This is a genomic window from Sphingobium aromaticiconvertens, from assembly GCF_037154075.1.
GTDB lineage: Bacteria > Pseudomonadota > Alphaproteobacteria > Sphingomonadales > Sphingomonadaceae > Sphingobium > Sphingobium aromaticiconvertens.
The window spans coordinates 1,376,357-1,395,981 of the sequence record NZ_JBANRJ010000001.1; the positions used below are offsets into that span (position 1 = coordinate 1,376,357).

The 19,625-nt window shown below is 64.2% G+C and carries 15 protein-coding genes and 4 pseudogenes; 10 read left to right on the forward strand and 9 right to left on the reverse strand.

What is annotated here, in order from left to right; genetic code table 11:
* Positions 1 to 45: 45 nt before the first annotated feature.
* A complete protein-coding gene (locus tag WFR25_RS06555; protein WP_333974815.1) occupies positions 46 to 684 on the reverse strand; it encodes an FMN-binding negative transcriptional regulator in 639 nt (212 codons plus the stop codon).
* 86 nt (positions 685 to 770) lie between these two features.
* A pseudogene (locus WFR25_RS06560) lies at positions 771 to 1,130 on the reverse strand (LysE/ArgO family amino acid transporter); the annotation flags it as partial.
* A gap of 97 nt (positions 1,131 to 1,227) precedes the next feature.
* On the opposite strand from WFR25_RS06560, the gene WFR25_RS06565 reads away from it, so the two are divergent.
* The 10 genes and pseudogenes from WFR25_RS06565 to WFR25_RS06610 all read left to right on the forward strand — a co-directional run bounded on the left by WFR25_RS06565 (position 1,228) and on the right by WFR25_RS06610 (position 10,585).
* Positions 1,228 to 2,591, forward strand: a protein-coding gene (locus WFR25_RS06565) for an IS3 family transposase (RefSeq protein ID WP_336967452.1) whose coding sequence is annotated in 2 segments (ribosomal slippage) — positions 1,228 to 1,575 and positions 1,578 to 2,591 — 1,362 coding nt in all. Because the reading frame shifts where the segments join, the coding sequence is not laid out codon by codon here.
* Positions 2,592 to 3,062: 471 nt separating this feature from the next.
* Positions 3,063 to 4,301, forward strand: a complete 1,239-nt coding sequence (locus tag WFR25_RS06570; protein ID WP_336969655.1) for an integrase — start codon at positions 3,063 to 3,065, stop codon at positions 4,299 to 4,301.
* Between the two features lie 59 nt (positions 4,302 to 4,360).
* Positions 4,361 to 4,690: an MFS transporter gene (locus WFR25_RS06575; protein WP_336969657.1), complete on the forward strand. Its 330-nt coding sequence runs from the start codon at positions 4,361 to 4,363 to the stop codon at positions 4,688 to 4,690.
* A gap of 303 nt (positions 4,691 to 4,993) precedes the next feature.
* Positions 4,994 to 5,703: pseudogene (locus WFR25_RS06580) on the forward strand (IS3 family transposase); the annotation flags it as partial.
* A gap of 126 nt (positions 5,704 to 5,829) precedes the next feature.
* Complete coding sequence (locus WFR25_RS06585) at positions 5,830 to 7,179, forward strand: IS1380-like element ISSp1 family transposase (RefSeq protein WP_013039775.1); 1,350 nt, start codon at positions 5,830 to 5,832, stop codon at positions 7,177 to 7,179.
* Between the two features lie 162 nt (positions 7,180 to 7,341).
* A pseudogene (locus tag WFR25_RS06590) lies at positions 7,342 to 7,773 on the forward strand (integrase core domain-containing protein); the annotation flags it as partial.
* Between the two features lie 37 nt (positions 7,774 to 7,810).
* Positions 7,811 to 8,197: pseudogene (locus tag WFR25_RS06595) on the forward strand (DUF815 domain-containing protein); the annotation flags it as partial.
* Positions 8,194 to 8,844 carry a 3,4-dihydroxy-2-butanone-4-phosphate synthase gene (ribB, locus tag WFR25_RS06600; RefSeq protein ID WP_336969659.1) on the forward strand — a complete coding sequence of 217 codons (651 nt, stop codon included), beginning with the start codon at positions 8,194 to 8,196 and terminating at the stop codon, positions 8,842 to 8,844. The pseudogene WFR25_RS06595 and the gene ribB, both read left to right, overlap by 4 nt.
* A gap of 109 nt (positions 8,845 to 8,953) precedes the next feature.
* On the forward strand, positions 8,954 to 9,715 hold the full coding sequence (locus tag WFR25_RS06605) for a metallophosphoesterase family protein (RefSeq protein WP_336969661.1): 762 nt from the start codon (positions 8,954 to 8,956) through the stop codon (positions 9,713 to 9,715).
* 54 nt (positions 9,716 to 9,769) lie between these two features.
* Positions 9,770 to 10,585: a hypothetical protein gene (locus WFR25_RS06610; protein WP_336969662.1), complete on the forward strand. Its 816-nt coding sequence runs from the start codon at positions 9,770 to 9,772 to the stop codon at positions 10,583 to 10,585.
* Positions 10,586 to 11,003: 418 nt separating this feature from the next.
* Here WFR25_RS06610 and WFR25_RS06615 read toward each other — a convergent pair whose 3' ends face one another.
* The 7 genes from WFR25_RS06615 to WFR25_RS06645 all read right to left on the reverse strand — a co-directional run bounded on the left by WFR25_RS06615 (position 11,004) and on the right by WFR25_RS06645 (position 19,599).
* Positions 11,004 to 12,314 carry a type II restriction endonuclease gene (locus WFR25_RS06615; protein WP_336969664.1) on the reverse strand — a complete coding sequence of 437 codons (1,311 nt, stop codon included), beginning with the start codon at positions 12,312 to 12,314 and terminating at the stop codon, positions 11,004 to 11,006.
* 234 nt (positions 12,315 to 12,548) lie between these two features.
* Positions 12,549 to 12,953, reverse strand: coding sequence for a copper-binding protein (locus tag WFR25_RS06620; protein ID WP_473829105.1), 405 nt, complete (start codon positions 12,951 to 12,953; stop codon positions 12,549 to 12,551).
* Entirely contained in the window at positions 12,950 to 16,093 is a 3,144-nt protein-coding gene (locus WFR25_RS06625; RefSeq protein WP_336969668.1) for an efflux RND transporter permease subunit, read from the reverse strand. Before WFR25_RS06625 ends, WFR25_RS06620 begins: the two co-directional genes overlap by 4 nt.
* Entirely contained in the window at positions 16,090 to 17,580 is a 1,491-nt protein-coding gene (locus WFR25_RS06630; protein ID WP_336969670.1) for an efflux RND transporter periplasmic adaptor subunit, read from the reverse strand. Before WFR25_RS06630 ends, WFR25_RS06625 begins: the two co-directional genes overlap by 4 nt.
* A complete protein-coding gene (locus WFR25_RS06635; RefSeq protein WP_336969672.1) occupies positions 17,577 to 18,839 on the reverse strand; it encodes a TolC family protein in 1,263 nt (420 codons plus the stop codon). The genes WFR25_RS06630 and WFR25_RS06635 overlap by 4 nt, the downstream gene beginning before the upstream one ends.
* 62 nt (positions 18,840 to 18,901) lie before the next feature.
* On the reverse strand, positions 18,902 to 19,159 hold the full coding sequence (locus WFR25_RS06640) for a hypothetical protein (RefSeq protein ID WP_132884059.1): 258 nt from the start codon (positions 19,157 to 19,159) through the stop codon (positions 18,902 to 18,904).
* A gap of 77 nt (positions 19,160 to 19,236) precedes the next feature.
* On the reverse strand, positions 19,237 to 19,599 hold the full coding sequence (locus tag WFR25_RS06645) for a hypothetical protein (protein ID WP_132884058.1): 363 nt from the start codon (positions 19,597 to 19,599) through the stop codon (positions 19,237 to 19,239).
* Positions 19,600 to 19,625: the final 26 nt, after the last annotated feature.

Sequence of the window (19,625 nt, forward strand, 5' to 3'; positions counted from 1 at the left end):
GCACTATGTGTCATTCGACGTAATCCGCTTCGAACAGCATGGTTTTCATGCCCTGCTATCGGCAAGGCTGCGCATGATCAAAGCCATCGGCGAGAGCGGGTTCAGGGCCATCAATCTATCAACCACACCGGCCTTGTTGGCGGCTGGGTGGTTCTGGCTGGCCTTCCACTTACCCTCAATCCGTTCGATCGCGATTTCGATGCCAGTGATGCCTTTCAACTGGCCCTCAATATAGGATGCTGGCGCATCGGCGACGGACCATGGCTCGGGTTGATATTGCTCCTGCTGCCCGGTCAGAGCATCGATCTGCATCCTGAGCCAGTCGGGGTCGTCAATGATGACCGGCCGCCCTCTTGCCTGCACCATGACATAATTCCAAGTTGGAACGACTTTGCCATGCAGCCGCTTGGTGGGATACCAGGACGGTGAGACATAGGCCTGTGGTCCCTGAAAGATCACCAGCGCTTCCGCGCCCGCGCGAAGGTCCGCAAGCTGCGAATTTGCCTTCGCCATATGGGCTTGCAGCACCCCTCTTTCGCCAGCGTCGGAATGCAGCGTGAAAGGAATGAGGTTGGCGCTGATACCACAAGCGCCCGATGTCACGAGCATGGCGAGCGGATAGGCGACGATCGCTTGATGGAGGATTTCGATGCGATCTTCGCGGAAGGCGGGAGGCCGATACATGGCGGGACCCGTCAACCGAAAGTGCGCATCAGCAACGATGCCGCAAGGGAAAGCATGGTGATCCCGACGATGGCATCCAGCACGCGCTAGGCCGTGGGGCGGGCGAACAGCGGCACAAGCAAACGGGCACCATAGCCCAGCGCAGCGAACCATGTGAAACTGGCTGAAACGGCCCCTGCGACAAAGATCGGCCGCAGGGCGGCAGGCTGAGCCGACCCTGCCGCGCCCATCAGCAAGACGGTATCAAGATAGACGTGCGGATTGAGAAAGGTGAAGCCAGCCGTCGCAGCAATCGCCCCGCCAAGGCTGATGCTGCCGTTTGAATCTACTGCCATAATCTCCGGTGCGGCCATGCGTCGCAACGCTTTGAAGCCATACCAGCCCAGAAAGGCCGCGCCGCCGATTGTTAAAAAGAGCGTCAATTGCGGGATAGCTGCCAGAAAGGCGCCGACGCCTGCTGTCCGCCGTCAGCACCAATGGCACAGATTTGAGGTTGTAAATTAAGGAGGGTTTGGGCTTCGTCGTAGTGACGAAGGAACGAAGATGAAGCCCAAACCCTCCTTGAAAAATTCGCCGACAAAGGCCCCTGCTGAGCGTGTTGTGAAGGATATCCGGCGGCAGACCCGGCGCCATTTCTCAGCCGAAGACAAGATCCGTATTGTGCTGGACGGTCTGCGCGGCGAGGACAGCATCGCCGAGTTGTGCCGCAAGGAAGGCATTGCCCAAAGCCTGTATTACACCTGGTCGAAGGAGTTCATGGAAGCGGGCAAGCGGCGCCTGGCCGGTGACACCGCCCGTGCTGCGACCACTGGCGAGGTGCAGGATCTGCGCCGCGAGGCCCGTGCCCTGAAGGAATGCGTGGCCGACCTGACGCTGGAAAACCGCCTGCTTAAAAAAAGCATGATCGCGGATGGGGGCGACGACGAATGAGGTATCCCGCATCCGAAAAGCTCGAGATCATCCGGATCGTCGAGCAGTCGCACCTGCCCGCCAAGCACACGCTGGACAAACTCGGCATCCCCCGCCGGACGTTCTACCGCTGGTACGATCGCTTCGTCGAAGGCGGGCCGGAGGCGCTGGAAGATCGGCCATCGGCGCCGAGTCGGGTGTGGAACCGCATCGGCGACGATATCCAGGGCCAGATCGTCGAGATGGCGCTGGATTACAGCGAGCTGTCACCGCGCGAACTGGCGGTGCGCTTCACCGACGAGAAGCGCTACTTCGTGTCGGAGGCCACCGTTTACCGCCTGTTGAAGGCCCACGATCTGATTACCAGTCCGGCCTATGTGGTGATCAAGGCCGCCGATCGCTTCCATACCCAGACCACGCGTCCGAACGAGATGTGGCAGACCGATTTTACCTACTTCAAGATCATCGGGTGGGGCTGGATGTACCTGTCGACCGTGCTCGACGACTTCTCGCGCTACATTATCGCCTGGAAACTGTGCACCAACATGCGCGCCGAGGATGTCACCGACACGCTGGACCTGGCCCTTAAGGCTTCCGGCTGCGACAGCGCCACCGTGCTGCACAAGCCCAGGCTGCTCAGCGATAACGGCCCCAGCTACATCGCGGGCGAACTGGCGGAATACATCGATGCCCAGAAGATGAGCCATGTACGCGGCGCTCCGATGCACCCCCAGACCCAAGGCAAGATCGAGCGCTGGCACCAAACCCTGAAAAACCGCATCCTGCTGGAAAACTACTTCCTGCCCGGCGACCTTGAGGCCCAGATCGAGGCCTTCGTCGAGCATTACAACAACCAGCGTTACCACGAGAGCCTGAACAACGTGACGCCCGCCGACGCCTACCTCGGCAGGGCTCCCGCCATCATCAAACAGCGCGAAAGGATCAAGCGAAAGACCATCGAATATCGGCGCTTGCAACACCGCAGGCTCGCCGCTTAACATCAACCCCAAGACGAGGCCCGCACTCCGCTAATTTACGACGCGACGTGTGCCAAATGTTCTGACGACGGACACCAGAATCCTCCGCCATCGCGGGTCGGATGTGCGCCATTGGTTGATCCACGATGCGTGTTTTAATGTGCGGGCCGCACGTTGGATATTTCTATCTGGGCTCGCTGTGACGGGTGATTACTGGCAGGCTGTTGGCGCCTACCATAGTCCGACAAAGCTGCGTCAGCAGCGCTATCGGGCGAATGTCGCGGAAAAACTGATTAAAAGATTTGGTTCGGATTTATTCGAATGAAAATATACCAAGCTGCAACTAAATCAGAGAACGAGCCTCCGTAATTATTTGAAAAGTGGATAGAAGAAACTAAGACTGGACACTCGATAATTGAAGTTATCACATAAGCGGAGTTGACCCCTCTTTATAAGGTGCGGTACGAGCGTCGCTGAGGAACGAGGCGCATCATGGCCACCGAAACCGCCCGGGAAGGGCCAGAAATCGCCGTAGCGCCGCCTGAGGCTGTCCTGCCGGCCGTCAGGGCGTCGGCCGACCTTGCGTGGACGATCGTGCAGATGCGCGCCGGCGAGCGCATCACCGTCAACGAGGGCCTGATCGCCGCCTATCAGGCCGCTTCATCGCCCCATAGCATCCGTGCGCTCAAGTCCGACGTCGAGGCGTTCGATGCGTGGTGTAGGCGCAACAACCGGATTGCACTGCCGGCGACGGCCGAGACGGTGGCCGACTATCTCGACTCGCGGGCAGGCAAGGGGAGCCGCCCAGCCTCGCTATCCCGCTACAAGGCGTCGATCGCCAAGATCCACCAGTTGCTCGAACTCAAGGACCCAACCCCCGCGCCGCTGGTCAAGCTGCGGCTGCAAGCGGTGCGCCGTGAGAAGGGCGCAGCGCAGAAGCAGGCAAGGCCGCTGCGGTTCAAGGGGCCGGTGCGCGACGTGGAACGCGATAAGGCGCGTGGTCTCAACGTCCGGGCGCTGCTCGAGTGCTGCGGAAACGATCTGCCGGGGCTGCGCGATCGGGCGCTGCTGTCGGCTGCCTATGACACCGGCCTGCGTGCGTCCGAGTTGGTAGCCGTGGCCATCGAGCATATCGAAGAGGCGATCGATCCCGAGGCGCGGCTGCTGCAGATCCTGCACAGCAAGGGCGATCAGGAGGGGGAGGGGGCAACCGCCTACCTCAGCCCGCGCACCGTGGCGGCGATCGTGGCGTGGACCGAAGCGGCCGGGATCACGGCAGGGCCTTTGTTTCGGCGGGTGCAGGTGCGGCGCTACAAGGCACGCGCCGCCGTGCGCGGTCGGCCGATCGACAGCATCTCTGGCCGCGAAGCCTGGGATCTGCGCAAGACGGTTTCGAAGCCTGCGGTGAAGGCCCGGGTCGAATATGACATCGGCACCGTCGCGCTGCACCCGGGGTCGATCGGGCCGATCTTCCGGTCGATCATCCAGCGCGCGTTCGATCTTGGCGCGCTGCCTGATCTCACGGGCGAGGATCTGTCTCGACTGCTCAAGGGCATCAGCGCGCACTCGACGCGGATCGGGCTCAACCAGGACCTGTTCGCCAGCGGCGAGGATCTGGCTGGGATCATGGATGCGCTGAGGTGGAAGTCCCCACGCATGGCGTTGGCATACAACCGCAACCTCGCCGCTGAGCAAGGCGCCGCCGGCCGCCTGATGTCGAAGCTTGCGTAGACGTGTTTGCGAAAAAAGCATCCGCATCCTGCGAACGCAGTAAACTTTTGCGGGGACGAATGCTTCTCAGCGGAGCGCCAATTGGATTCGCGATCGTCGCCATTGCCTTCATCCTGGGCGGCGGTGCGAACAGCATCCACAATGTCGCTGTGCGAACCTTGCTCCAATCGGAAAGCCGGCCCGCCGATCATGGCAAGGTCGCCGCGATCTACGGTGCGGTGACGCGCACCGCCGTAATCGGCGGCTATGTCGCCGGCGGCTTCTTCGTGCCGCACGACGCGCCGACCGCCTATCTCGCCAGCGGCGTACTTGGCGTCGGCGCGGGCGTGGCCGGATGGCGGATATTCAATGGTCGATGGTCCGCCCCAACGGTCAGCGCACGAAGTTGACCTGCTTTTCGCGCATTATCGGAATAACCGACTCTAACCCTGAAGAGAGGGTGTATACCGCGCGTCTCCCTTCTCTGGGAACTTGACGCCATCCTCAATCTGGTTGCTCCCCGGCATTCCTCCTCGATCAAGTTCTATGGCATGGCAGAATGCTTTGATCGTTGCCCTGGCCTAAGCCTTGCGTTTCCGGCTTGCTGCATTGATCACTTTGCATTACGGATCATTTGCCGGTTGGTACATCTGACGTGCTCCCCTGAAACTCTGCCAGTTTGAGCTAGAGTCCGCCTTCGTGAGGAGACGGACGTGAAGAAGACCAGGTTCAGCGAGGAGCAGATCATCGCGGTGTTGCGCGAGCAGGAGGCCGGGATGAAGACGGCCGATGTGTGTCGCAAGCACGGGATCAGCAGCGCGACGCTGTATGCGTGGAAGGCCAAGTACGGCGGTATGGACGTGTCGCAGGCGCGCAAGCTGAAGGTGCTCGAGGAGGAGAACGGCCGGCTCAAACGGCTGCTGGCGGACGCCATGCTCGACAATGCCGTGCTGAAGGAAGTCGCGGCAAAAAACTGGTGAAGCCCGCCGCTCAGCGGAAGGCTGTTGAGCATGCTCGGCAGCTGTTCGGCATCAGCGAGCGTCGGGCATGTACCATCTTCGGCGTGGACAGGACGTCGGTGCGCTACGCGCCCCGGCGTAGTGATGATGGCGACCTGCGGTCGCGGCTGCGTGAGATCGCGGCCGAACGTCGTCGCTTCGGCTACCGGCGGCTTGGCATCATGCTGGCCCGTGAAGGGCTAGTCATGAACCACAAGAAGCTGCTGCGGCTCTATCGCGAGGAGAACCTGCGGGTCAGGCGCCGGCGTGGCCGCAAGCGAGCGATGGGCACCCGAGCGCCGATGACGCTGCCGCAGGGTCCGAACCAGCGCTGGAGCCTCGACTTCGTCAGCGACACGCTGATCAGCGGTCGGCGCATCCGCATCCTGGCGGTGGTCGACGACTTCACGCGGGAGTGCCTAGCCCGCCTTATTCACCAAAAGTGTCCTGAAGGGTTGGCGGGAGTGGCGTAAGCCTCTGATCTGAATTAGGAACTGGGTGTCTAAGCCGAACCTGCCGCAGGGCAGAAAATGCCACGGGCCACACCCGCCATGAACGATGATATCGCAAGCTCATTTGGATTCCCAGCAGTCGGCCGCAAGAAAATCACAGCTGCGTTCGACGGTGGCCGGCTTACCTCGGATGGCGGTGTTCTACTGCTTGCACAGGCCGAGCGCGCGATGGGGATTTGCCAGCGCCTGGCGGCTTGTATTGCCGATCCGCGCGATCCAGCGCGGGTGATCCATCGCCTGGATGACATTCTGCGTGCCCGTGTGTTCGCGATTGCGTGCGGCTATGAGGATGCCGATGATCTCGATGCTCTGCGCGACGATCCAGGCTTCCGCCTGGCGCTCGGCAAGCTGCCGGAATCGGGCGCGGGGCTGGCCAGCCAACCGACGATGAGCCGGTGGGAAAATGCACCGACTACGCGCGAACTGGCCAGCATGATGGCCGCGATGATCGACATCTACTGCGCCAGCTATCCCGCCCCTCCGACAGCGGTCACGCTGGATATCGACGACACGTGCGACGTCGTGCATGGCTATCAACAGCTCTCGTTCTGGAACGGGCATCATGGGGAGCGCTGCTTCCTACCGATCCATATCTACGACACCGCGACCGGCAGGCCGGTGGCCATGCTGCTGCGCACAGGCAAGACGCCTTCTGGAAAGGAGGCGGCGGGGCACATCCGACGCCTGGTGCGTCACCTGCGCCGTAATTGGCCCGATACCCACATCACTATCCGCGGCGACGGGCACTATGGTCGACCCGAGGTCATGGCCTACTGCGATGCGGCCCGCGTCGATTACGTGTTCGGCCTGCCCACCAATTCAGCGCTGCGCGCCGATCCCGCCATTGTTGCGGTCGCCGATGCCTGCGCGGTCAAGCGCGCCCAGCGTCAGTGTCCCGTCCTGCGCAACTATGCCGAGACCCGCTATGGGGCAAAGACCTGGAAGTGCCAGCGTCGCGTCGTTGCACGGATCGAGGCCAGCACGCTGGGCATGGACATCCGCTATGTCGTCACCTCGTTGGCAACAGGATCGGCCGAGCACATCTACGACACGCTCTACTGCGCGCGTGGTCAGGCCGAGAACCTGATCAAGCGCCACAAGTCCCAGCTCGCCAGCGACCGAACCTCGTGCCGCTCGGCCAATGCCAATCAGATGCGCCTGATACTGCACACTGCCGCATACTGGCTGCTATGGCGCATCCAGCAGGCGATGCCCAGGACCGCTGCTCTGGCAAGCGCGGAGTTTACCACCTTGCGCCTGCGGCTGCTCAAGGTCGCTGCGCGCGTCGTAGAAAGTGCTAGCCGCATCCGCATTGCCTTCGCTTCCGCCTGTCCGGATGCCGACCTGTTCCGCGCCCTCGTTCTCCGGCTGAAGCCTGCGCCGACGTAGCCCATGCGGCAGCGCCGCAGAACTCCGAGCCCAGCCCTTCAACCCGAAAAGCCCATCAATCCGAATGCGGTGAAACAAACGCCAGCGATGCCGGTCGTCCGCGCAATACAGCCAGCCGCAGCAAATGCCCAGAGCGGGCCCGAAACCGAGCGTCGTGAATAAGAGAGGCTAGCGCTGGTGGTCGATACCTCGCTGTCAGGCGCGCGTGTCGCTCGTGAGCTCGATGCCATTATCGCGGCTAGAGGCGTACCGCCGCTGATGATCGTGAGCGACAACGGCACCGAACTGACCAGCCTGGCGATCCTGAGATGGACGCAGGAGCGACCAATCGAGTGGCACTACATCGCGCCAGGCAAGCCTCAGCAGAACGGCTACGTCGAGAGCTTCAACGGCCGCCTACGTGACGAATGCCTCAACGAGACGCTGTTCGTGTCGCTCGGCCATGCCCGCTCGGTGCTGCGGCTCTGGCGCGACGACTACAACCATGTGCGCCCGCACAGCGGTGTTGGCGGGCTGACGCCCGCCGATGCTGCCAGGCGGGTTGTGCAACACCGCCCCGAGGGGCACCATACCAACCCCGGACTCCAGTTATGACTGGTAGAGCTTTGGGGAGCACGTCAATGGTGATGCGGCCTACAAGAGTCTCAAGGCTGTGCTGGATGGCGGAATCCGTGGCTGTCCCACCAACATTCTGCTGGCGGTGACATCAAACCGCCGCCATTTGCTGCGCCGGGATATGATCGAGAACGAGCGATCAACCGCGATCCGCGCCGGGGAAGCAACCGAGGAAAAGGTATCACTCGCCGATCGCTTCGGGCTCAGCCTCGGCTTCCACAATGTTGCACAGGACGATTATCTCGCGATGGTGGTCGGGCACCTCGGCAGTCTCGCCGACACGATGGATGCCGATGAGCTCGTTCAGGAGGCCGACAATTGGGCGCGTCGGCGCGGTGCGAGGTCGGGACGCGTGGCGGCTCAGTTCGCGAGGCATATCGCCGGGCGGAGTGCGGCCGCATGATCGAGGACATTCTTGAGGCCGCACCGCTGGCCGCGTTCGGAGATGCGCGCGAGCGAGTGCGCCGAGCGGTGGAGCGGATCGCGGCCGGTGGAGGCGTCATCGTAATCGATGACGAGACCCGTGAGAATGAGGGCGACCTCATTTTCGCCGCCGAGACGCTGACCGTCTCGCAGATGGCGCGCATGATCCGCGACGGATCGGGCATCGTCTGCCTGATCCTCACCACTGAAACCGTCGATGCGCTCGACCTTACGCCGATGGTCGCGACCAATTCGGCGCGCAACGGAACGGCCTTCACCGTCTCCATTGAGGCGCGGGAAGGCGTGACGACCGGGGTTTCCGCATCTGATCGCGTTCAGACCATTCGCACAGCGATTGCTCCCGGCGCGCGTCCGGAGCATCTGGCTCGCCCGGGGCATGTATTCCCGCTCCGCGCTCACCCTGACGGTCTCTTCGCCCGTCGTGGCCATACCGAAGCCACGATCGACTTGATGCGAAGGGCTCGCCGTCCGCTCGCAGGTGTCCTGTGCGAAGTCATGAATCCGGATGGGACGATGGCGCGGGTGCCGGAACTTGTCGGCTATGCGCTGGAGCATGATTTCCCGATCGTCACGATCGAGGACCTCACCACGATCGACAACACATGAGAGGTGCCAGCGGCGGAATTGCACGTGCTTCGCCAGCGCTCGACCGCCCAGGGTCGTGCCCTGTTCGGTCCGGCATGCTGAGAACCCACCGTTTGCCAAGGCTTCTGCCGTGCTGAGATTACGTGTGAATGTCCGGGATCTCCATCTGGAGCGTGCTGACGCCTGCTCCTCAGTCTATGCAATCGGGGACATCCATGGTCGGCTCGACCTTCTGATCAAAATGGAAGAAGCTATCCGGCGTGATGTTGCATCCGGTGATTTTGGACCTGCCGCCATCTGTTATCTCGGTGACTATATCGACCGGGGCCCGCAGTCCGCAGATGTCGTCGAACGACTCTGTTCTCCCATTGATGACGGGATTGAGCGGGTTTTCCTTATGGGGAATCATGAGGATCGGCTGCTCGATTTTCTGGACGACCCAACGCGTTACGGGCCGTCGTGGTTAAGATATGGCGGCCGGGAGGCGATGGAGAGCTATGGCATCACGCTGCCAGCGACGGATGCCGACGTTGACTGGCTGGAATTTCGAGATCGGTTTTTGATTACGTTCCCCGCTTCGCATCGGACCTTCATCGAAGGGCTCCATCCTGGACTGTTTTGGCGAAACTATCTGTTTGTTCATGCCGGCATCAACCCTGATGCACGAACCGATAGCCAAGCTCTACACGACTTAATGTGGATACGTGAGCCATTCCTTAGCCACGAAGGCGATTGGGGCCTGACCGTCGTCCATGGCCATACAGTCTTCGATACGCCGCAGATTCACGATAACAGAATCGGAGTCGATACGGGGGCATATCAAAGCGGCATTTTGTCCGCAGTGAAAGTGACTGACAGTGGATGCCGAATCTTGCAGGTGTCGCAATTATGAAGCCCTTGCAGCGAACGAAAGCCCATGTCGTGGGGTATGATTTGGAGCACCGGTATGTTGCGTGAGGTGATTACTGCCATGGTACTGGGATTTGCTGCGCCGGCATCTGTATTCGCACAGGGTCCGGACAAGCCGCTTGTAGGCCACGTAATCCGTCTTGGATTTGGAGCTGATGCGAATGCCCTCTCACGAGAGGCAAGCGTTCGCACGTTCAATCGTTTCAAGCAGATCAAGGGGCCTGCCTTGATCGTGGTTGGGCGGGACGTGTCCGTCGCGGATGGGTTTGAGTATGCTCAAATCACCACATTTCAAAGAGAAACGGACTGGCGCAACTATTTCTACGATCCAATCCATTTGGCCGCTGACCGGGAGGCCGAAACGCTCAACGCCATCTCACGAGGCGCGTCTTTCGACATTTTCCCTGATTATCGGCCCGCCGAAGCCGCTGCCCTTGTGAGGATTAACTCAGACAGGGCCGAACGCTTTCGGCTTAACGATGATCGCCCCACTTCGCCACCGGTTCCAGACAGGCCACAAGACCAGGCTTGGCCGTTCGGCAATGCCTTCTTCTACGTGGTCCGTTTCAGCGGGGCGCCCATGATGACGTTTGATCGACTGATGAATGCAGCCCAGGACCAAGTCGTATCCGGCAGGATGCTGGGTGGGGCACAGCCGGACAAGGCAAACTACGGTGCAGTAATCCGTTTCGCTGACGAGACGGCTTGGCGCGACTTTGCCAGGTCCCCAGCGATGATGGAGGCGCGCGCCGCTGGGCTTTACAGGGAGGGATCGTATCAGGCGTTCTTCGTCATCGACCCGGTTAACGATGCCCTTGCGGAGCGGTTGAGGGCGGGGCTGACGGAAGGCTAGGGCTATCGGGAGACTTGCTGACCAGTCCACACCCCTAATCGGGTCGTAGCGAGGGGGCAACTTCGCGGGGTCGGTCAGAGCATGAAAACACATGGGGGTGGCAGGTATCGCCTGATTTTCGTCGCACGGCCCTCGCGATTTGGGCACTATATCCCTCGCGCTGCCTCCTGATCGCTCGCGTGCGCGCTTTCCTCGACTATCTCAAGTCGACATTCCCCACTGGAGTGCCCGAGGAGTTTGCTGCATTTCTCGGGAAGTGAACTGCAGCAGGCGGTCAAGGAGGTAGGCCAATAGCGGTGCCGTTTTCCAAAGATGGGATTGTCTGTGATCGAGCCTTCTGCGGAGACGCTCGCGATCTGGTGGTTTCGCAGCCTGTGTTATCAGCCAAGGCCAAGGTTTCAGGCTATTGCGATGCGTTTCACGGTAGAGGACTGGAGATTGCCTTGATCGCTTTCAGACCGGACCCGAACCGGGCGATGGCGTCCTTGTTCTTTTCCAGCTCGCCATAAGGCAGATAGGCAAAGTCGAGATCGGCGATGCGGCTGAACGCCGGGCGACGCAGTTGCGCGCGGACGTCCTGCTCGCGCGCATTTGGTGCGACCAGGAACAGCCCGGCGGCAGCGTGCAGATCGCTTCCCGACAGCGCCAGATCGAGCATGCGGACGATCCCCGAGTAGATCGAGGTCGAATGTTCAACCTCGAACGCGGCGGCGACGCCGTCGCCACCCTTCGCCAGCCACAATACGTCGATGAGGCGGATCGAGTCCGCTCCGGGAGAGGTCGCAATGGCGTCTGGAAGGCGCTCGAGGCATCCCTGTCCAAGTGGACAGCCGGCGTGAAGCCGACCGCGGTCATTGGCGGCGATCCAGACATCGTAACCGAGCTCGTGGCCGAGGTCGCGCAGCCAGGCCTGGATTTCCGTATGCGTACGATCGGTTTCGCCCTGCGCGGCGGTTGTCTTGTCGAGCCGGCTTGCCTCCGCTCTGGCATGTTCCAATCTGCCGAGCCAGTCGTCGGCCGCCGTTGCGTCATCCTCCAGCGGTGGCGCCGGATAGCGGCCCGAGCCAATGTCGAACAACAGTCCGCCAATCGCGCCGAGATCGTTGGAGAGTAGCTCGCGGTAGCGGTCGTTGAGGTCGAGGATGCCGGCGCGCATGGCGAGAAAATGATCCCATGAGCCGAGCTTCACCTTGGCGCCGGTGACGGCGTTGTAGCCCTTGACGATCGCGGTATTGAAGGGCGGCACCAGCGTCGGGTGAAGGAAATAGAGCAGGTTGGCCGCCGCCGGCCCCAGCCCCTTGATCTTGAGCGCGTCTATGCTGCGGATGTGGCTGATGATCTCCTCGGCGGTATCGCAGCACGAGCAATTGTCGAGCAGGCGGCCGAACGCCCGCTGATTGTCCGGGCTTTCGTAGATATCTGGAATGCGCAGCTTGGGCTTCCACAGCCAGGCATGGTCGGCGCCCTTGAAGATCTGCCGCTGTTCGGCGATCGAGTGGACAACCGTTTCCAGTGACGAGCCGCGATAGGCGACGCCAAACCGCCCGCTTTCGATTTCCGCGACCACCTGCTGCAGCCCGCGACGGATGGAGCGGAAGTTTTTCAGCCGTTCATCCCACAGAAACCAGGAGCGATAGGTGGCGCCGGGATCGTCTCGCCAACGACGGACAAGCTCGCTCAAGAGATCGTGATGAGTCGTGGGTAACGAGGTCGATGCTGGCTGGGTCATCCTGAACTGGCTCCTTGCTGCTCAGGCTATCGCGGGCAAGGGCGGATTGCACGTTCAATGTGCGATCTGCGAAGCGTGCTCAAACTGCCGGTCATCGCGCAGGGAAACGCCGCTGGCATTGGGCGTTGCCGGTTGCATCCGTATACCGGGCGCACAGGCAGGCAGACGGCCGGCGCGGGCGTCGCCGCCCGGGAGCGGCGACGCAACCAGCTCTTTCCGGTCGAACTTAGCGGATCACTGCTTTGCGATCGCGGTGACCTCGCCATCGCTGCCCTTGAGCGAGAGGTCGAAATCGACCTTGTCGCCGACCTTGACCGCATCGGTGATCGACGGCGCGGCCTTGAACGCCATCGTCATCGCCGGCCACTTGGCCTCCGGGATCGGACCATGATCGAGCGTGATCGTGCCTGCCGCCTTGTCGATCGCGGTGACGGTGCCATGGCCCTTGGCCTTGATCGCGGCGTTCGCGTCAGGCGCCATCGACATGTTGCCCATGTCGCCGCTCATGGTCGCGGCGTGCGCCGCCTCGTTGGTCTCAGTCGCAACGGGGGCCTCCGCCTTCTTGCCGCACGCGGCAGTCAGGGCGGCGAGGCCGAGGGCAATGGTCAGTCGTACATGGTTCATCGTCTTCTCCTTCATGATGAAGCGGGTTGAGGGATGGGATCGGTCTTGGGCCGGCGCAACAGCAGGTAGGCGGCGGGCAAGACGAACATCGACAGCAGTGGCGCGGTCAGCATGCCGCCGATCATGGGCGCCGCGATCCGGCTCATGACCTCCGAACCCGCGCCCGACCCGAGCAGGATCGGCAGCAGGCCGGCCAGGATCACCGCCACCGTCATCGCCTTGGGGCGGACGCGCAGCAGCGCGCCTTCGCGCACGGCGGCCTCGACCTCGGCAGCGTCCGGATGTGCGCCGCGCTCGGCCAGCGCGTTCTTGAGATAGATCAGCATCACCACCCCGAACTCGGCGGAGACGCCGGCGAGCGCGATGAACCCGACCCCGGTGGCGACCGACTGGTTGAACCCGAGCAGATAAAGCGTCCAGATGCCGCCGGTCAGCGCAAACGGCAGCGTCCCCATGATCAGCGCCGCCTCGTCGAAGCGGCCGAAGATGAGGTAGAGCAGCACGAAGATGATCAGCAGCGTCGCGGGCACGACCAGCTTCAAGCGGTCGACCGCGCGCTCGAGATATTCGAACTGGCCAGAGTAAGCGATGCTGACCCCAGGCGAGAGCCTGACCTGTTTCGCCACCGCACGCTGCAGATCGCCGACCACCGAGGCAAGATCGCGCCAGCGCACATCGACATAGACCCAGGTCGAAGGCCGGGCATTCTCGGTCTTGAGCATCGGCGGACCCTCGGCGATCGAGACGTTTGCCACGGTGCCCAAGGTGATCTGCTGGCCCGCGGGCGTCAGGATCGGTAGCGCCCGCAGCCCTTCGAGGCTGTCGCGCAATTCGCGCGGATAGCGCACGCTGATCGGATAGCGGGCGCGGCCCTCCACCGTCTCGCCGATCGTCTCGCCGCCGATCGCGCCCGAGACGATGGCCTGGACGTCGGCGATGTTGAGCCCGAACCGCGCGGCGGCGGCGCGGTCGATGTCGACATCGACATAGCGTCCGCCGGTCAGCCGCTCGGCAAGCGCCGAGCTGACGCCCGGCACGGTCCTGGCCACCGTCTCGACATCATGGGCGATCCGGTCGAGCTCGGCGAGATCACTGCCCGACACCTTGAGCCCGATCGGGCTCTTGATGCCGGTCGCCAGCATGTCGATCCGGTTGCGGATCGGCGGCACCCAGATATTGGCGAGCCCCGGGAGCTTCACCCTGCGATCGAGCTCGTCGACCAGCTTCTCGGGTGTCATGCCCGGCCGCCACTGGTCGCGGGGCTTGAACTGGATGGTCGTCTCGAACATCTCGAGCGGGGCGGGGTCGGTCGCGGTCTCGGCGCGCCCCGCCTTGCCGAACACGCTTTCGACCTCCGGCACCGTCCTGATCAGCCGGTCGGTCTGCTGGAGCAGCTCGCTCGCCTTGGCGGTCGAGAGACCGGGCAGGGCTGAGGGCATGTAGAGCAGGTCGCCCTCGTCGAGGCTGGGCATGAATTCGCCGCCGAGCCGGCTGAGCGGCCAGGCGGTGGTCGCGAACACCAAAGCCGCGATCAGCAGCACCGTCTTGGGCCGCTTCATCGTCCAGTCGATCGCAGGCCGGTAGAGATCGGTCAGCCAGCGATTGACCGGATTGGTCTGCTCGGCCGGGATCCTCCCCCGGATCAGCCAGCCCATCAGGATCGGCACCAGGGTCACCGACAGGATCGCGGCGGCGCCCATCGCGTAGGTCTTGGTGAAGGCGAGCGGCGCGAACAGCCGGCCTTCCTGGGCTTCCAGCGTGAACACCGGGATGAACGAGAGCGTGATGATCAGCAGGCTGAAGAACAAAGCCGGCCCGACCTCGGCCGCCGCCTCGGTGACGACGATCCAGCGCGTCTCGCGGTCGAGATGCGTACCCGGCTGCTCCTGCTCCCAGCGCTCGATCTTCTTGTGGGCGTTCTCGATCATGACCACGGCGGCATCGACCATCGCGCCGATCGCGATGGCGATGCCGCCGAGCGACATGATGTTGGCGTTGACGCCCTGGTAGCGCATCACGACGAAGGCGGCGAGAACGCCCAAGGGAAGGGTGAGGATCGCGACCAGCGCCGAGCGGACATGCCAGAGGAAGAGCGCACAGACCAGGGCCACGACGACGAACTCCTCGACCAGCTTGTGGGTGAGGTTTTCGACGGCGCGGTCGATGAGCTGCGAGCGGTCATAGACCGTCACCACCTCGACGCCCGGCGGCAGGCTCCTCTTGAGGTCGGCGAGCTTGTCCTTGACCGCCGCGATCGTCTCCCGCGCATTCTTGCCCGAGCGCAGGATGACGACGCCGCCTGCGACCTCGCCTTCGCCGTTCAGCTCGGCGATGCCCCGCCGCATCTCGGGGCCGATCTGGATATTGGCGACGTCGCCGAGCCGAACCGGCACGCCGCCGGCCGCCGTCTTCAAGGGGATCGCGCGGAAATCGTCGAGCGTCTTCAGATAGCCCGAGGCGCGCACCATATATTCGGCTTCGGCCAGCTCGAGCACCGACCCGCCCGCTTCCTGATTGGCCTGCCGGATCGCCTCGACCGCCTGGGCATGAGTGACGCCGTATGCAGCGAGCTTCACCGGATCGAGCAGTATCTGATACTGCCTGACCATGCCGCCGATGCTGGCGACCTCGGCGACGCCGGTCACGGTCTTGAGCTCATAGCGCAGGAACCAGTCCTGCAAGCCGCGCAGCTGCGACAGGTCATGCCGGCTGGTGCGGTCTACAAGCGCATATTCATAGACCCAGCCAACCCCGGTCGCGTCGGGCCCGAGCGCGCTGCGCGCGCTCGCCGGCAGGCGCCCCTGCACTTGGTTCAGATATTCGAGCACGCGGCTGCGCGCCCAGTAGAGATCGGTGCCATCCTCGAAGATCACATAGACGAAGCTGTCGCCGAAGAAGCTGTAGCCCCGCACGGTCTTTGCCCCGGGCACCGACAACATGGTGGTGGTGAGCGGATAGGTGACCTGGCTCTCGACGATCTGCGGCGCCTGGCCGGGATAGCTGGTGCGGATCACGACCTGCACGTCCGAGAGATCGGGGAGGGCATCGATCGGGGTCGAGCGCACCGCCCACAGGCCCGCGCCGACCAGCGCCAGCATCCCGATCAGAACGAAGAAGCGGTTCCTGACCGACCAGCGGATGAGATGGGCGATCATCGGCCCGCCACCTTCGCCATATGCCGCAGCGTTGGTCCCGCCGGGGGGCGGTCGAACCCGAACCGAACCCGGTCACCCGCCCTGAAGCCGCGCGCGATGCCCGGATCGGCGAGTGCGAAGGTCATCGTCATCGCTGGCCAGTCGAGCGCGGGGACCGGCTCGTGGCTGAGCGTCACCGAATTGGCCGTGATCCGCTCGATCTTGCCTGTCGTCTCGTACAGCGTGGCTTTCGATGCCGGCGCGGCGAGGGTCGCCGATGCCGCACCGCCGCCGATCGGCCGCGCCTCGATTCCCGACAGGCTCGCCTCGGAGTCGATCAGGAACTGCCCCGAGGCGACGACGTTCTCGCCGGGCGACAGGCCGGCAAGGATCTCGGTCTCGCCGCCCGCCTCGCGGCCGATACGGACCTCGGCGGGATGATAGCGCCCGTCGCCTGCGACGAGCATGACGAGCGTGCGCTTGCCCGTGCGGATCACCGCCTCGCTCGGCACCAGCAGCGCCGGCTTGGCATCGCCGCCAAGCGCGACGGTGGCGAACATGCCCGGCCGCAACCGGCCGTCGCGGTTGGGCAGCACGATCCGCACGGTGAGCGTGCGGCTGTCGGCCTGCGTGGTCGGCAGGATCGCGATCACCCGGCCAGCGAAGCGCTCGCCGGGGAAGCTCGCCAGCGTGGCGCTGGCATTTTGGCCCACGCGGACATCGCCCGCGCGCGCTTCGGGCACCGCGGCGTTGAGCCAGACGGTGCCGAGCCCGCTCACCTGGGCGAGCGTCTGGCCCATGGCGAGCGTCACGCCGGCACGGGCGTCGAGCGTCTGGATCGTGCCCGAGATCGGCGTCGTGATCGTCACCACGCCGTTCGGCCGACCGCTCCGCTCCACGCTGGCGATGAGGCCGTCGGACATGCCCATCAGCCGCAGCCGCTGGCGCGCAGCCGCGGTGAGATCGGGCTTGCCGAGCCGCCTGACGCTCAGATATTCGGTCTGCGCGCCGCCCCATTCGGGCAGGAGCAGGTCCGCGATCGGCGCGCCGGCGCGGACCACGTCCCCGGGCGCTCGCGCATAGACGCGGCTCACGAACCCGCCCGAACGCGCCTGGATGACGGCGACGTCGCGCTGGTTGAAGTCGATCGTGCCGGTGACCTCGAGGGCCGAGGCAAGGCTGCCCATCTTCGCCGCGACGACCCGCAATCCCAGGCTCTGCCGCGCGGCGGGATCGACGGCGACCGTGGGGGCCGCGCCGGCGCTTCCTCCGTCCGCGTATCGCGGCACGAGCTGCATATCCATGAAGGGCGACTTGCCGGGCTTGTCGAACTTCTGGTTGGGGAACATCGGATCGTACCAGTAAAGGACTTTGCCTGCCCCGGCGGGCGTGGTCGCCTCCGATTGCGGTGCCTGGCGATGGCCTGCCCAATAGCCTGTGCCGCCGGCCAGCAGCGCGACAGCCAGGATCGATGCGCCCCAGCGCAGCACGGCTTTATCGAGCGTCATGGCCGCTCCTCCCCATAGGTGATGGTGATTCGGACCGCGTCGCGCGCGACGTCGGCTTCGCGGTTGAGCGCCTCGACCTCGGCCTCCGCGAGCCCGAGCGTCGTGAGCAGCGCGGCGCCAAGGTCGAGCTTGCCGGCGCCATAGCTGTCGCGGTCGAGCTCGGCGCGGTGCCTGGCGAGGGGCACCAGCGTCTCGCGGGCATTGCGCAACCGGGAGAGATGCATGGCATGATCGGCAAGGTCGGCGTCGAGCTGCGCCACCAGTTCGCGGCGGATCGCCTCGCGGTCGAACCGCCCCCCTTGCACGAGGCTCTCGCTGGCAGCGATCCTGGGATTCTGGCGCTTGCCGGCGAACAGCGGCAGGTCGATCGACACGCCGACCGAGGCCATGTCGCCGTACATGGAATCGCGCCGGCCATAGGTGACGCCGACCTTCCAGTCGGGGCGCTTGTCGGCGCGCGCGAGGCGCACGTCCGCTTCGGCGACTGCGATCCGCGCGTCCTGCGCGCGCAGGGCGGGAAGCGCCTCGATCCCGGCCCGCAGCCGGATCGGATCGACATCGAGCATCGGCGGGTCGCCCATCGCCTGCGGGTCGGGGTCGCCGGTATAGCGCGCGAGCCGGGCCCGCGCCTGCGCCACCACCGCAGCCATCTCGGCGCGGCGATCGGCGATGGCGGCGCGGAGCTGGTCGGGCTCGAGCGCCTGGCTCGGTCGGGCGCTGCCCGACGCCAGCCGCGCGGTCACGGTCTTCTGCAGGTCGTCGAGGCTGGCATCGAGCAGGTCGAGCTGCCGGAGCCGGCGTTCGCCATAATAGAGATCGACCCAGGCGAGGGCGGTCTCAAGCCGCACGTTGCGGCCTTCGACCAGCTCGCCGGCCTCGGCGACACCGATATCGGCCGCGGCGCGCGCGGCGCGTGCATGGCGCTTGGCAAGATTGGGGAAGGCCTGGCTTAACCCGATCGTCGCCATGGTGAAATCGTCGCGCGTGAAGCTGCCGGCATTGGGGCCGCTCACCGGGAAGTTCTGCAGGCCCAGGTCGAGCGTGGGATCGGGCAGGCGATCGGCGGCGACCGCCGACGAGCGGGCGCCAGCTGTCGCCGCCGCGCGCGCCTTGAGGCTCGGCGCATTGGCGGCAGCGAGCCTCAGTGCCTGCTCGTAGGTGAGCGGGCCGGCCGACACCGGCACGGCCCAGGCGCTCGCAAGCGTCGCACCGAGAGAGAGCAACAGGCGTCGCACAGCGCGCCTCGGCATCATGATCATGGATATCCGCCCCTCATGACAGAGGCGGCGCGCCAACATGTGACGCGCCGCTCTGGAGTGGGTTAACCCTTGTCCGACCTGACTGCACCGCGCATGCAGTCGGCGGCGCTTGCCTGCATCATCGCGCAATCGCAGCTGGCGATGTCCCGGCTCTGGGGCACCCATATGCGGACACGCGCAGGGCCGGTCGCCCGCGGACCATATTGCGGCGCCGACCGCCATTCCCAATGGCCTTGCGGCGTGCTGCTCGCGTCGGCTGCAAGCGCAGGCGCGGCGAGACCGAGGGCCGCCACAAGGGCGGCCGGAAGCATTTTGATCATCACGAAGACCTTTGACTGAAAAGAAGGAAACCGGGCGCGCACGCATCGATCGATGCGCGCAGCCCGTGCTCGTTCAATCAGGCAAGGCTGGTGGGAGGATCCGGCTCGGGCACAACCGCCTTGCCGGTCAATATCGTGTCGGTCGTCCAGAAGCTGGGCGCGTCGTAGAGACGCGCAGGCGCAACGCCGCCTGCCAGGTCCGCTGCGACCAGCGGGATCACGCACCCCATCGCGGCGATGCAATCGAGCGTCAGGCCCTTGCAAGGCTTTTCGCTGGGCGCAGGCTGCTGCTTGGCCATCATCGCCATGCAGTCCGCATCCATACCCTTGGCCAGCGGCGCGCTTGCCGCCTGGGGCACGCTGTGTGCGGCCGCCATCTGGGCTCCGAAGAGACCGGACAGCGCTCCGATGACGAGCAGAAGGGCGAGCAGGCGTTTCACGAGCCTTGATATCTAGCGGGTTTCGC

What these genes read in the sequence shown, in the direction of transcription:
- ribB (WP_336969659.1), top strand. Translation starts at nt 8,194, where the DNA reads ATGATCGAGGACATTCTTGAGGCCGCACCGCTGGCCGCGTTCGGAGAT.
- WFR25_RS06620 (WP_473829105.1), bottom strand. Translation starts at nt 12,953, where the DNA reads ATGAAGGAGAAGACGATGAACCATGTACGACTGACCATTGCCCTCGGC.
- WFR25_RS06575 (WP_336969657.1), top strand. Translation starts at nt 4,361, where the DNA reads ATGCTTCTCAGCGGAGCGCCAATTGGATTCGCGATCGTCGCCATTGCC.
- WFR25_RS06635 (WP_336969672.1), bottom strand. Translation starts at nt 18,839, where the DNA reads ATGATCATGATGCCGAGGCGCGCTGTGCGACGCCTGTTGCTCTCTCTC.
- WFR25_RS06640 (WP_132884059.1), bottom strand. Translation starts at nt 19,159, where the DNA reads ATGATCAAAATGCTTCCGGCCGCCCTTGTGGCGGCCCTCGGTCTCGCC.
- WFR25_RS06555 (WP_333974815.1), bottom strand. Translation starts at nt 684, where the DNA reads ATGTATCGGCCTCCCGCCTTCCGCGAAGATCGCATCGAAATCCTCCAT.
- WFR25_RS06570 (WP_336969655.1), top strand. Translation starts at nt 3,063, where the DNA reads ATGGCCACCGAAACCGCCCGGGAAGGGCCAGAAATCGCCGTAGCGCCG.
- WFR25_RS06625 (WP_336969668.1), bottom strand. Translation starts at nt 16,093, where the DNA reads ATGATCGCCCATCTCATCCGCTGGTCGGTCAGGAACCGCTTCTTCGTT.
- WFR25_RS06610 (WP_336969662.1), top strand. Translation starts at nt 9,770, where the DNA reads ATGTTGCGTGAGGTGATTACTGCCATGGTACTGGGATTTGCTGCGCCG.
- WFR25_RS06630 (WP_336969670.1), bottom strand. Translation starts at nt 17,580, where the DNA reads ATGACGCTCGATAAAGCCGTGCTGCGCTGGGGCGCATCGATCCTGGCT.
- WFR25_RS06615 (WP_336969664.1), bottom strand. Translation starts at nt 12,314, where the DNA reads ATGACCCAGCCAGCATCGACCTCGTTACCCACGACTCATCACGATCTC.
- WFR25_RS06585 (WP_013039775.1), top strand. Translation starts at nt 5,830, where the DNA reads ATGAACGATGATATCGCAAGCTCATTTGGATTCCCAGCAGTCGGCCGC.